A 14,243-nucleotide genomic window follows, 5' to 3' on the forward strand; every position below is an offset into this window, starting at 1 on the left:
GGATGAATTGAAAGGAAGAAGCAGATGGATAAAGAAGCAGCGAAACGCCGGATCGAGGAACTGCACCAGATTTTGAATCAATACAACTACGAATATCATACACTTGATCGTCCAAGTGTTCCTGACGCTGAATATGATGCGCGGATGCGTGAGCTGATCTCTCTTGAGGAAGAGCACCCTGATTTAAAAGCAGCGGATTCTCCCTCACAAAGAGTAGGAGGCGCTGTATTAGATGCCTTCCAAAAAGTGCGTCACGGCACACCGATGCTCAGTCTTGGGAATGCATTTAATGAACAGGACCTTCTTGATTTTGACCGCCGGGTTCGTCAAGCTGTCGGTGACGATGTCGCATACAATGTCGAGCTGAAAATTGACGGACTCGCTGTTTCTATCCGTTATGAAAATGGTGTGTTTGTTCGAGGTGCCACGCGTGGAGATGGGACAACGGGTGAGGATATTACTGAAAACCTCAAAACGATTCGTTCCATCCCGCTCAAAATCAAACGTCCTCTGTCGATCGAAGTGAGAGGCGAGGCATTTATGCCAAAACCTTCTTTTGAAGCATTAAATGAAAAAAGATTACAAAACGAAGAAGAGCCGTTTGCGAACCCGCGTAATGCGGCTGCAGGCTCCCTCCGTCAGCTTGATACGAAAATTGCGGCGAAACGAAACCTTGATATCTTCGTCTACAGTATAGCAGAGCTTGATGAAATCGGAGTCGAAACGCAAAGCGCTGGACTTGATCTTCTCGACGAACTTGGCTTTAAAACGAACAAAGAAAGACGGATGTGCCACACGATTGAAGAAGTGATCGATCTCATCGAAACCTTAAAAACAAAGCGTGCCGATTTTTCATATGAAATCGATGGCATTGTGATTAAGGTCGATTCACTAGCACAGCAGGAAGAGCTCGGCTTTACGGCAAAAAGTCCCCGCTGGGCTGTTGCGTACAAATTTCCAGCTGAAGAGGTCGTAACAAAGCTGCTTGATATTGAACTAAGTGTCGGGCGCACAGGCGTCATCACACCAACGGCCATTCTTGAGCCTGTCAAAGTAGCAGGGACAACAGTGCAGCGTGCATCTCTTCATAATGAAGATTTGATCAAAGAAAAGGATATTCGCTATTTTGATCAAGTGATTGTGAAAAAAGCGGGCGATATTATTCCCGAGGTTGCAGGCGTTCTTATCGATCAGCGTACGGGAGAAGAAAAGCCGTTTCACATGCCGACTGAATGCCCAGAGTGCCATAGTGAGCTGGTGAGAATCGAAGGCGAAGTGGCCTTGCGGTGCATCAACCCAGAATGTCCTGCCCAAATACGTGAGGGACTTATTCACTTTGTTTCTCGAAATGCGATGAACATTGATGGGCTTGGTGAGCGTGTCATTACACAGCTTTTCCAAGAACAGCTTGTTTCTCGCGTGTCTGATCTTTACCGATTAACGAAAGAAGAGCTCATTCAGCTTGAGCGAATGGGCGAAAAATCGGTCGACAACTTACTGCGTTCGATTGAGCAATCGAAGGAAAATTCTCTTGAGCGTTTACTATTCGGACTCGGTATTCGATTTATTGGCTCTAAAGCGGCAAAAACCTTGGCTATGCATTTCGGCGACATCGAGCAATTAAAGCAAGCGACGAAAGAACAATTACTCGAAGTCGATGAAATTGGGGAGAAAATGGCCGATGCAGTCGTCACATATTTTGAGAAAGAAGAAATACTCGATCTGCTACGTGAGCTAAAAGAGCTTGGAGTCAATATGACCTACACAGGACCAAAGCCTGTGAAAGTGGTGGAAAGTGATTCCTACTTTGCAGGAAAAACCATTGTGCTGACTGGAAAATTAGAAGAAATGCCGCGAAACGATGCAAAAGCAGCGATCGAAGCTTTAGGCGGCAAGTTAGCAGGTAGCGTGAGTAAAAAAACAGACTTAGTCATTGCCGGCGAAGCAGCTGGAAGTAAGCTGACAAAGGCAGAAGAACTCAATATTGAAATATGGGACGAAGCTAAAATGCTCGAGGAGCTAAAGAAATAAGAGGAGTGTTTTCTATTGAAAAAGTTGTTATTGCTGCTGACAATGCTCTCATTGGTATTGTCAGCGTGTGCACCTTTTGGGGGAAAGGAAGAACAAGAGGTCACACAAAAAACGGATGAAACGAAGGAAACAGCCATCATCCCAATGTATAATATCTCTGACTCCTATTACAAAATGGTGCTACCATTTAAACAAGGAGCTGCAAGAGGACTAACAGCAGAGCGTCTCAATACACGCTTAGACATTGATGAATTTGAAACAGGACTGATGCGCCTCGCAACAGAGTCATTTAATACAAACGACTACCTTTTCCAAGAAGGACAGCATTTAGATGAGGATACTGTTCTCAGCTGGCTTGCGCGCAAAAAAACAGGTAGTGATCTGAAAAAAGCTGAAAAAGATGACAAAGACTTTAAAAACTTAGGCTTAAATCCTGCCCTTCCAAACTCAGGTTCAACAAAGTCTAAAAATGAAAATAGTCCAATTTACTTAGCTTCAATGCTTGAGCATAATTACTTAATTCGAAAAGATAAAAACAGCTTACAGCTTGGCGGAGTTGTGATCGGTCTTGCACTGAACTCTGTTTACTATTACCGCGAAAATATCGGTGATCCACAACAAGAAGTGACGATCGATTCATCGAAAAATTCAAAAAAACTATTGGCAGAAGGCGAAAAAATTGCTGAGCAAGTGATCAAACGAATTCGTCAAATGGACGGGCTGCAAAAAGTGCCTGTCATGATTGCCCTTTATAAACAAGCACCAAAATCATCCATTGTGCCAGGAAACTTTATCGCCAAAACGGATGTAAAAGCAGGCTCAGCTGATATCGGCAATTGGGATACGATCAAAGAAGAGAATGTATTCTTCCCTTCCGATAATGCGAAAAGCAGCTACAAAGATGATTCTGAGCGATTTGACCGCTTCAAGACAAAGGTCGAAGACTACTTCCCGAATTACACCGGAGTCGTAGGCAAAGGCTTTTATAAGAACGGCAACCTGCAAAAAATGAAAGTTGAAATTCCAATGCAGTTCTACGGAAAAACGGAAGTCGTAGCCTTCACTCAATATTTAACAGGTGAAGTGATGGATTACTATAAGAGTACCAATATCGAAATTAACATCACATCATCAGATCAACAAGAAGCCTTGATCACGAAAAATGCTGAAGACAAAGAACCAACCGTCCATATATATGACTAAATAAAAACCGCCTTTTGGCGGTTTTTTAAATTAGTTAAAATGTATCAAATTAAGAAAATGTTGTTATAAAAAGTAGAAGTGTAGAAAATAATGTATTATTATGGGTGATAATGAAGAGGAAATGGAGATACATATGAAAAACAAATCATTTTACTTTTTATTAGGGGGACAATCCCTAGCTAATTTTGGGGATTCGCTATATGTCCTCGTTCTAACCATCCTGACATATCAATTAACAAATTCTACACTGATTGCTTCAATGGTGGCTGTCTCGCAGTTTGTTGGACAAGCACTTGGAGCGGTACTTATTCCTTTCTTTATGTACCAATTTAAGCTAAAAAGATTCATTATCTATTTGCAAATGTGTCAAATTGCTTTCTTCGGCTGCTTGATTTTCATTTATATTCTACAATTATCAACTTTTACTATTCCTTTCTTTTTTATTATTGTATTTTTCCTTTCTTTGATAGATGGAGGAACGATTCCTGTTCGAAATTCGATGATCCCGCGTTTAGTAGAAAAGAATTTTTTACTAAAAGCTAATAGTTACATCTTAACTTCTGACCAAATGGTCCTTTTACTAGGCTGGCTGTTAGGAGGGCTGTTTATTGGCATTCTTGGACCACAGTTTCTCCTATTGACGACACTTGTTTTATACAGTTTGTCGCTCATATCTATGCTCTTTATCATTGATACTGGGGCTGCAGCTAAACAAGAGCAACAGTCTGAATCATTTACTACAAGGGTCTTTTCAGGATGGAAGCTCATGTATGCAAAGCCTACTATTCGAACATTAACGATTTTAGAAATGCTGTCCATGAGTGGTAGAAGTATATGGACTGGTGCCATTATTCTTGTGTATGTCACAGAAGTCTTACACCAGCCAGAAACATGGTGGGGCTTTATTAACGCAAGCTATTTTGGCGGGACCATTCTAGGCGGCCTACTCGTACTGCGGTTCGCAAAACATGTGGAACAGCGTTTGTTTGATCACATTTTTTACAGTTCGGTGATCGTTGCTGTGCTAACCCTTTGTTTAGGATTGAATCATTCTGCGTGGATGAGTTTGTTGTTTGTTTTTTTATTAGGACCAGCCTTTCAGCTTCGCAGTATTTCCATTCGTACCTATGTACAAGATACATTGAGTGAAATTGAATTGCCTAAAATACTATCAGCTCAACATACACTATCAACTTTTATATATGGAATGTCTATCCTCGTTATGAGCACCATGACCGATCTCTTTGGGGCAAGAGTCGTCTTTTTTATAAACGTTGCCCTGTTTACTGTGTCGGCCTTCCTAGCGTCTAAATTAAAAAATGAACATATTTAGACATTTTATCTCAATTATTTACAAAAATACCATTATATGATTTAATATGTTCGTAGAAATGTTAACTATATGAAAAGTAGAGGTGGCGTAATTGACTAGTAGTTTAGTATATTGGCCATTAACACATCCGCAGCGGCGCGTGATGAACATGGAAACTTTTTATCCAGAAACACCGATCAATCATATTGGCGGGATCATTTTCGTCAATGGGCCGTTGCAGCTCGATAAACTGAAGCAGGCCATTGCATCTTGTATCATAATGACAGAATCACTTCGTCTCAAGCTAATAGAGAAAGATGGCGAAACGCTTCAATACGTTGACCCAAACACCGATCACACTATTCCTACCTATGAGTTTTCCACACAAGAAGACATGCTAAAATGGGCCGAAAAAGCCTTCAAAACACCATTTCAATTAACAGAAACCTCTCTCGCCGAATTTGCGGTACTAAAAATCGGTGAACAACAATCCGGTTATTTCATCAAATGCCATCATACAGTAGCAGATGGATGGTCGATGAAAGTAATCATCGATAAAATTAGCCAGCTTTACACTGCTCTTACCCAAAGCTCCTCTATCGAACAAGAAGCAGACAATCATTCTGTATTTATTGATAAAGAATCAAAATATAGGAACTCCCCAAGATTTAAAAAAGATCAGCAATTTTGGAAAGAAGCATTATCTGATGTGTCTAATAGTTATTTGGTACAGGGAACTGAACAAATCAAAGGCCATCGGCAAAGCCATTACCTTGATCGCCAACTCTCAGAACGAATCTATGAATTTATAGATACCCATCATTGTTCAATCAACTCTTTATTTACTTTAGGACTTTTCATTTACTTGCATAAAAGATACCAGCAAAAAGATTTTATTATTGGGACGCCAGTTCTCAATCGTTCCGGACAAAAGGAAAAAGCCACGTCCGGTATGACCGTGAGTACAATGCCATACCGAATGAAGGTGGATCCTCATCTATCTTTGTTAGAAAGTTTAACAGACGTTCAAAAAAGCTATAAGGCTTACTTCCTGCATCAGCGTTATCCCTATGATGCACTTGTCAAAGATTTAGAGCTTGCAAAAGCAGGGTATGATCAGCTTTTTCAAATCTATATCAACTCCTACAGCACAAATATGGTGCAGGAGATGGAAGGATACAAAGTTGAATACATAGAGCTTTACAATGGCTTCCAGCCCTATGGCTTACAAGTTGCTGTGAAAGAATGGGATGAAAAAGGGCAAATCGAGCTTCAATATGACTACAAGACCTCAGATTACAGCAATGAAGATATCGACTTTCTACACGAAAGAATGCTTCTCTTCGTCGAAACCATACTTGCTCAGCCAAAGCAGCTGTTAAAAGACATACTTCTCATGACAGAAGACGAGGAACACCGGGAGCTATATCAATGGAACGATACAGGCGTGCAATTTCCACAGAAACAAAAAATCCATGAATTGATCACAAACATGTCAACGTCTTCTCCTGATCGAATTGCACTTCAGGACGGATCTTATAGCATGACATACGGTGAACTTGAGAGAAAAACCAATCAAATGGCGCATTTTCTTCAAACACATGGCTTACAAAGACATGACTTTGTTGCCGTATGTATGAATCATTCACCAGAACTGATTGTGCTGCTGCTGGGGATTTTAAAGGCTGGAGGCGCATATGTACCGATTGATCCTGAGTATCCAGAGGAACGCATTCAGTTTATTTTGGATGACAGCCAGGCAAAGCTGTTTTTCACAAATGACGCATCTGCATACCAATTTAATGGCGATACGTACAATATCAGCAGCGTGTGGAATCAGCTCGCTCAGTATAATGAGGAACATTCATTCACTGGGAATGATGAAGACGTCGCATATATGATTTATACGTCTGGCTCTACAGGACAGCCAAAGGGAGTCATGATTGAGCACGGAAGCTTAGTGAACTATATTATGTCTGCTAAAACACACTATACTGATTCACCAGATGATCACTTTGCCTTGTATTCATCCATTGCATTTGATTTAACTGTGACATCCATTTATACGCCATTGGTCATTGGCAGTACAGTGGTGATCTATCGTCAAGAGGATCAGTCAGGCTTTTTATTAGAACATATTTTGCTTGATCAAAAAGCAAAAGTCATTAAGCTGACACCAGCTCATATGGCACTATTAACTGATGCTGCACTTTCTCAATCAGTTGTGAAACGGATGATTGTGGGCGGAGAACAATTATCGACCGCTTTGGCCAAAAGAATCACAGAGGCAAGTGATGGAAGGATATCCATCTTTAATGAATATGGACCAACTGAAGCAACCGTTGGCTGTATGATTCATCAATTCCATCAAGATGATGGAGGGACATCGGTGTCAATTGGTGTGCCAATGCCCAATACAGAGATCTACCTTTTAGATGAGAATCAGCAAGCTGTACTGCCTGGGACAGTGGGAGAAATCTATATATCAGGTGCAGGGGTTGGCAGAGGGTATTGGCAAAGACCTGATTTGCAGGAATCACGCTTTTTGCCCAATCCATTTGTAAACGGCCACCGCATGTATCGAACAGGTGATATCGCCAAACGAGCAAATGATGGAAAGATTGATTACATTGGCCGAATCGATCATCAAATCAAGCTGCGCGGCTACCGGATTGAGCTCGGTGAAATTGAACTTGCATTGATGGCACTTGAAGAAGTTGATAAAGCAGCTGTTATTGATCTAACCGATGAATCAGGAGAAAAACAGCTGGCTGCCTATATTGAATTAAAAGAAAAAAAGACGACATCCTTTTTACTGAGAAAGAAATTATCAGATCAGCTTCCAGCTTATATGGTCCCTGCCTATTTTGTTGTACTAGACGAGCTCCCGCTCACTCAAAACGGAAAAATCGATCGGACGGCACTGCCTGATCCATTGCTGTCTCAAGAAACAGCTGTTGAGTGGTCCAAGGAAACAGCGGACATTGAAGAGATCATCATAAATACAGCAAAAGACATCTTAGGGCATGAAACAATCGAACCGGCTGATCATTTTTATCAGCTTGGCGGAGATTCCATTAAGGCGATTCAATTTATTGCGAAGCTAAAAGACAAAGGACTCTATTTAAAGACAAAGGATCTTTTTACTTATCCCATTTTTAGAGAAATGGCACAAGTGGTTCAACAGGAACCTGTTATACATATCTCACAAGAGCAAGCTGTGGGTGATGTGAAATCGATCCCAATTATCGAATGGTTCTGGTCCCAGCGGTTAAAAGATGAACATTTTTGGCATCAATCCATCATTGTTCATTCAAAGAAAAAGATGGATGAAACTATCGTGCAGAAAGCTCTCAAAGAGCTTGTCATTCACCACGACGGACTAAGGTTAAAAGTACATGAGGCAACAAACACACTCTATTATGATGAAGACATTCAAGAGATTCCGCTGATGATTCACGATTTCACAGCACTGTCAGAAGAGAATGTGGAAGAAACGTTACAAAAAGTAGGATATCAGGTCAAGCAAAGGACTCATCTTTATCAAGGACCATTGATTCAGGCGGCGCTATGTCAAACTGATTCTCAATCACATCTCATCTTTGCCGCCCATCATCTATTAGCTGACGGTATGTCTTGGCAAATTCTTGTGGAGGACTTGATTCAATTATTGCATGCAGAGAAGGTTACAGCAGAAGTACTGCCGTCTAAAACCCATTCCTATCAAACATTTGCCGAGCGGGTGAATCAGTATGCAGGATCAGAGGGTGTAAAAGAGTCGGTCAGCTATTGGCAAAAAGCGGTGCAAAATATTCAGCCTCTGTATCCAGTTTCCTCAAATGAGGGATATGTCAGAGACGCAATCAAATTAACCAACGCATTATCAGTGGAACTCACGAATCAATTGCTCAATCAAGCGAATCAAGCGTATCAAACGCAGCCGCATGAACTGTTAATTTCAGCCTTGACGCAAGCCTGTTATCAGCAAACGAATCAAGAGCGGATTTCTTTGGAATTAGAAGGTCATGGCAGGGATGCTGTAGAGGATGAGATCGATGTATCTAGAACGTTCGGCTGGTTCACCACCATCTATCCTGTGAATGTTCATGTGTCTGAATCTCTTTCAGATCACATACGTGTTGTCAAAGAAACGATACGAGAAGTGCCAAATAAAGGTGCAGACTATGGGCTGTTGTCACTCATCAATCAGCAGCTTCCTCCTCATTCAGCACCACAATTACGTTTTAACTATCTAGGTGAAATTGATCAAGTGCTTAAACAATCATCTGATTATGAGATGTCTTACTTTACATCGGGGATTGACTCGTCATTGGATAATCCATTAACAACCGTCATCGATATGGTCGCTACCATCAAGGGTGGTCAGCTGATTTTCCATCTTTCTTTCAGCGAAAAACAGCTGTGTGAAACAGATATGACGCAGCTATTGCAAGCGGTAGAACAGCAAATTGAGCGTCTTGTACAGCATTGCTTAGAGAAAGAAGGAATCGAATTTACACCGTCTGATTTTGAAACAGTGGATATGTCCCTTGAAGAAATGGATTCATTATTTACATGAGGAAAAATCAGTATGTTATGTATCTGTCATTTTTATTAGCGATCTTATGGATAAGCAGCTTTGCCGGGGGGATACATGCAAAAGCAGTGATTTCATCTAAAGCCATTGATCAAGTGATCGAGCAACAGATGGAGCTTGGACGCATTCCAGGCATGTCCGTTGTGGTTGTGAAAAAGGACGAAATGGTGTATCAAAAAGGCTTTGGATATGCGGATCGAAAGAAAAAGAAGCAAGTGACAGCTAGCACTTTCTTTGAAATTGGATCTACATCAAAAGCGTTTACCGCTCTTGCGATTGTGGAGTTAGAGAAGCAAGGAAAACTTCATTTAAAAGACCCGGTGAGCAGCTATATTCCAGGTTTTTTTCCAACATACAATGGAAAGCCTCAGCGTTTAACGGTGGAGCAATTCATGCATCACACAAGCGGCATTCCCTTTCAATCTATTGCGCTGATCCAGCCTGATACTGCAAAGGATGCATTGAAAAAAACAGTTGATCAGCTGAAATCAATCGAGCTTAATCGTAAGCCAGGCAGTTCCTTTGAATATGCGACCATCAACTATGATGTCCTTGGTCTCATCATTGAAAATGTAACAGGAACATCGTATGAGGCTTATATGAAAGAGCTGTTTAAAAGGCATCATCTTGACCAAACGGAGGCTGGGCTAAAGCGGATGAAATCCGGTGCCGTCTCAGAAGGATTTAAACTGCAATTCCTTGCTCCGCATGCTTTTAAAGCACCAGAATATCGAGGCAACACCCCTGCAGGCTATATTGTGATGAATAGTCAGGATGTGGGGACTTGGCTGCAATATCAATTGACCGATTCAACTTGGTCTCGCTTTGTAAAAAATCCTGATCACTTAACTGTGAATGTCCCAGAAGAAGGGAAGCATGTCTATTACAATGCCGGCTGGTATATAGAAAAGGCGCATGAGCAGGTGGACTCGCTTTTTCATGCAGGCTCTAACCCAAACTATTCATCATTTTTTCTGATCCAGCCAAAAGAAGGGATTGCGATCGGAGTGTTAGCAAATATGAATAGTAGCTACTCAGAGCAAACGGCACGTCTTATTGCCAAAACGATCACAGGCACAAATGAAGAAGCAGAGTCATCAATGGATCCTTTTCAGCTCATTGATCAATTGAGCCTTGGTGCCACATGTCTTTTCATTTTGCTGCAAATAGTATCTATCGTGCGTTTTATCAAGTGGAAAAAGCGTGTAAGAAACGGCGCTTTCGTTCGCAGGGACATGTCACTTCGCGTTTGGCTGAAAAGTAGCGGCTGGGTGCTGCTGCTAATTGGGATATTGCTCCTGCCAATGATTGTTGCGCAGCTAGCCTTTAATGGGCTGCCTTGGAAAATGACTTTTGTATGGGGACCTTCCTCTCTCATTGAATTAGCGATTTCTTATTATTTGTTTTTCATATGGTTTTGTACGATTGGTTTCATCAAAGGATTTATGGTGACATCTCATGCTGGAAAGAGAGGAAAAAAAGATGACCGTCAAACAGATTTCGGGCATTCATCCTTATAATGATTTGTTTTATCGCAGCTGTTTCTTCAATTGCTTTTTTCCAATTGTGAAGCTGCACAATCAAGAAGTTTCTCCATACTTATTAAATGATCAATTTGCCTACGGGCTTAAAGAGAATGGTTTGCTACAGATTGACTGGATGCCGGCACACGATCCAGAAAAAATTATGAATGCACAAGGCATTCAAGTCGAAAAAATGGCGTATTGTCCCAACCTCATTGAAAAGGTCAAGCAAGATGTGACATGTGACCGCCCGGTAATCGTTTGGGTAGACCCTTACGTTCAGCGAGGCAGAAAAGAGTATTTGACAACCCATAGCCGTCATTCCATTTTAATCACTGGGTTCGATGAAAATCAGCAAATCTTTCACGTATTAGAGAATCGGCATTTAGATAATTTGTCTTATGAGCATCAAGTGCTGTCATTTAAAGATGTACAGAAAGGGTATGACACCTTTCATGATCATTTTCAGCCGAATGATCAATTTCATTCCTATGCGGCTTTCTACTTTGATCCAGACAAGCTCTCGACTGAGTTATTTAATCAAAAAACGACTTATTTCCTGAGAAATATGCTTGGTCAGATAGATGCAATAGAAAAAGGAATCACAGCTCTTGAAACATTTTATGAGCAGTTTTTGCAATGGGATGATATTGAGAGGCTCGTGGCGTCTTTCAATCAGATCATCAATACGAAGAAAGTGGAGCTGTATCGACTGAATCTCATCAAAGACGATCTACCTGAGCTGGTGGGATGGATGGAACGTATTTTAGCAGAATGGGAGAAAGCGAGGCATCAGGCAGCGAAACTCCTTTTTTCAGCTGAGATGTCTAGTAGGTACCAAGCCAATATCAAAGCTTCTTTAGAACAAATTATTCATGATGAAAAACACTGGCTGGAGGAATTGGAAATGAAATGCAAAAGGGAGTGTGGCGTATCGTGAAATTATTTTGCTTACCGTACGCAGGTGGAGCAAGTACCGTATTCAGTACGTGGAAATCTTATATAGACCGGTCGATAGAAATTCATGCCCTTGAACTCCCTGGGCACGGGACAAGAATGACAGAGTCTGTTCTAACCGATTTACAGCAGGTCGCAGATGATCTCTATGACCAGGCATCAACCTCCTTAAAAGAAGGAGAGCCCTATGCCATCTTCGGTCATAGCATGGGAGCCGTCCTTGCATATGAATTACAAAAAAGAATGAAAACAAGGTTAAACAGAGAGCCTGTCCATGTCTTTTATTCTGGGCGCTTCCCGCCACATATTCCAGAAAAGAAAGTCTATCATCAGCTGTCAGATTCCAAATTAAAAGAGGCGATCATTGCGATGGGAGGGGTTCCTGAGGAACTTGCTGATAACCATGCAGTGCTTGATTTCTTTCTGCCGATTTTAAGAGCAGACTTTCAGCTTTTGGAGACCTATTTGTGTGATGAAGTTGTTCCAGCTGCTTGTCCAATTTCTATTTTTTATGGTACGCGTGATTTGCCTTCTGTGCTGTTTGATTTAGACGATTGGGATCAATATACAAGCGAAGATTGTGCGTTTTTCGAATTCGATGGAGATCACTTTTTTATTCATTCATTAACAAATGAAGTCGTAGAAAAAATCAATGTCATTTTAAAGCGAATTGGAGTGTTGGAGAAATGAACACGAAGCACGTAGGCGTGATTGGAGCAGGTGTCATGGGGGCTGATATGGCATTAGACCTTTCAGCAAATGGCTATCAAGTCACATTAGTTGATGTCACAGAAGAAAAGTTAAACGAAGCGCTGGAAAAAATCAAGAAGACCTATCAACTGGTTCAATTTGTGCGAAAGAAGAAAATCTCATTGTCTTTAGAAGATGTTCTGTCTCAAATCCAGCTGTCAACTTCACTTGAAGGCTTACATGATGCGCATATCGTCATTGAAAATGTGACAGAAGATTGGGAAATTAAAAAACCTATTTATGAAGAGCTGCGAGATATTTGCGCGAAAGAAACCATCTATTTTGTAAACACAAGCTGTATCTCGATCACAAAGGTAGGGTCCCTTATGCATCATCCTGAGAATGTCATTGGGGCGCACTTTATGAACCCTGTTCCTCTTAAAGCGTTAGTTGAAGTCATTAGAGGCAAAGCCACTTCTGATGACACAGTGGAAACGGCAAAAGGTTTCTTGAAATCGTTTGATAAAACACCAGTTGTGGTGCATGATTTTCCTGGATTTGTTTCCAACCGTGTGCTGATGCTGACAATCAATGAAGCGATTTGGGCGGTGCAAGATCAAGTCGCCACGCCAGCGGATGTCGATAAAATTTTCCGCGGAGGTTTCGGTCATAAAATGGGCCCACTTGCGACAGGAGACTTAATTGGACTTGATACGATTTTGAATTCATTGCTTGTTTTATACAAGAGCTACAAAGATCCGAAGTTCCGTCCGTGTCCTCTGCTTGTCAAAATGGTTGATGCAGGCGAGTACGGCAAAAAATCAGGCAAGGGCTTTTTCCAATATGACATGTGAGAGGAGAATAACCAATGGCTAAGCAAATCAAGTGTGTTGTCTGGGATTTAGATCATACATTATGGGATGGAATTTTACTTGAGTCAGATGAAGTGACGTTAAAACCATCGATGAAGGAAGTACTAACTGAGTTAGATAAGCGCGGCATCCTTCTTTCTATAGCAAGCCGGAATGATGAAGCAGCCGTGAAGGAAAAGCTTTCTACCTTCGGAATTGAACATTTCTTTCTCTATCCAGAGATTCATTGGAATGCCAAATCTAGTTCATTAGAGAGAATTAGTGAGCACCTAAATATTCATAAAGATACCATTCTCTTTATTGATGATCAGCCATTTGAGCGGGAAGAAGTGAAGGCTGTTCATCCAGAGATTACGTGCTGGGATGCAGTGGATTATCTGTCATTACTCACTGATGATCGCCTGCGTCCAGTCTTTATCACAGAAGATGCTAGACGACGCAGAAGAATGTACTTAGAAGCGGACAAAAGGCAGCAGGAAGAAGAGAAATATGAAGGGCCGCCTGAGAAATTCTTGGCGTCTTTACAAATGAAGTTCGTGATATCAGAAGCAGGAGAACAAGACCTCCAGCGCGCTGAAGAATTGACCGTCCGTACCAATCAATTAAATGCGAGCGGGAAAACCTACGATTATGAAGAGCTTGATTTCTTCCGTCAATCAGATTCCCACTTGCTGCTTGTCTGTGAACTTGAAGATAAATTCGGTTCCTATGGAAAAATTGGACTCTCATTAATAGAAGAAACAGGTGACACATGGCATGTCAAACTGCTGCTTATGTCTTGCCGCGTCATGTCTCGTGGTGTCGGGACCATCTTACTCACAACGATTTTGCAAGAAGCGAAAAAGCGAGGAAAGCGGCTTGTGGCTGATTTTAAACAAACCGATCGAAACCGTATGATGTACATCACATATAAGTTTGCCAATTTCAAAGAAATTGAGAAGGGGGAGGATGGTTATATCTTGTTTGAAAATGATTTAAGCATGATACAGCCTTTCCCAGAATACGTAGATGTCAATATTGAATTAAATCAGAAAGACCCAGCCAAACAATAAAAAAGC

Annotated in this window: 9 protein-coding genes and 2 pseudogenes; all 11 read left to right on the plus strand. The window is 41.3% G+C overall.

The window, feature by feature from the left end; translation table 11 throughout:
* The first annotated feature begins 24 nt into the window (after positions 1 to 24).
* The 11 genes and pseudogenes from ligA (at position 25) to C5695_RS03330 (ending at position 14,237) form a co-directional block, all read left to right on the plus strand.
* The gene (gene ligA / locus C5695_RS03290; RefSeq protein ID WP_117729141.1) at positions 25 to 2,031 is read left to right on the plus strand and encodes an NAD-dependent DNA ligase LigA; all 2,007 of its coding nucleotides are present in this window, start codon (positions 25 to 27) and stop codon (positions 2,029 to 2,031) included.
* 15 nt (positions 2,032 to 2,046) lie between these two features.
* A complete protein-coding gene (locus C5695_RS03295) occupies positions 2,047 to 3,234 on the plus strand; it encodes a CamS family sex pheromone protein (RefSeq protein WP_117729144.1) in 1,188 nt (395 codons plus the stop codon).
* 133 nt (positions 3,235 to 3,367) lie between these two features.
* Positions 3,368 to 4,567 (plus strand): MFS transporter, encoded by a 1,200-nt coding sequence (locus C5695_RS03300; protein WP_233230797.1) that lies wholly within the window; start codon positions 3,368 to 3,370, stop codon positions 4,565 to 4,567.
* Positions 4,568 to 4,658: 91 nt separating this feature from the next.
* A pseudogene (locus C5695_RS20880) lies at positions 4,659 to 5,948 on the plus strand (condensation domain-containing protein); the annotation flags it as partial.
* 141 nt (positions 5,949 to 6,089) lie between these two features.
* A pseudogene (locus tag C5695_RS20885) lies at positions 6,090 to 7,220 on the plus strand (amino acid adenylation domain-containing protein); the annotation flags it as partial.
* Positions 7,221 to 7,232: 12 nt separating this feature from the next.
* Positions 7,233 to 9,125, plus strand: a complete 1,893-nt coding sequence (locus tag C5695_RS20890; RefSeq protein ID WP_423749851.1) for a condensation domain-containing protein — start codon at positions 7,233 to 7,235, stop codon at positions 9,123 to 9,125.
* Positions 9,122 to 10,663: a serine hydrolase domain-containing protein gene (locus tag C5695_RS03310; RefSeq protein WP_117729150.1), complete on the plus strand. Its 1,542-nt coding sequence runs from the start codon at positions 9,122 to 9,124 to the stop codon at positions 10,661 to 10,663. The genes C5695_RS20890 and C5695_RS03310 overlap by 4 nt, the downstream gene beginning before the upstream one ends.
* A complete protein-coding gene (locus tag C5695_RS03315) occupies positions 10,626 to 11,606 on the plus strand; it encodes a C39 family peptidase (protein WP_187441802.1) in 981 nt (326 codons plus the stop codon). Before C5695_RS03310 ends, C5695_RS03315 begins: the two co-directional genes overlap by 38 nt.
* Positions 11,603 to 12,313, plus strand: coding sequence for a thioesterase II family protein (locus C5695_RS03320; RefSeq protein WP_117732993.1), 711 nt, complete (start codon positions 11,603 to 11,605; stop codon positions 12,311 to 12,313). Before C5695_RS03315 ends, C5695_RS03320 begins: the two co-directional genes overlap by 4 nt.
* Entirely contained in the window at positions 12,310 to 13,167 is an 858-nt protein-coding gene (locus C5695_RS03325; RefSeq protein ID WP_117729155.1) for a 3-hydroxyacyl-CoA dehydrogenase family protein, read from the plus strand. Before C5695_RS03320 ends, C5695_RS03325 begins: the two co-directional genes overlap by 4 nt.
* Positions 13,168 to 13,181: 14 nt before the next feature.
* On the plus strand, positions 13,182 to 14,237 hold the full coding sequence (locus tag C5695_RS03330) for an HAD-IIIC family phosphatase (RefSeq protein ID WP_117729157.1): 1,056 nt from the start codon (positions 13,182 to 13,184) through the stop codon (positions 14,235 to 14,237).
* Positions 14,238 to 14,243 lie beyond the last annotated feature (6 nt).

Source organism: Bacillus pumilus (assembly GCF_003431975.1).
Lineage (GTDB): Bacteria > Bacillota > Bacilli > Bacillales > Bacillaceae > Bacillus > Bacillus pumilus_N.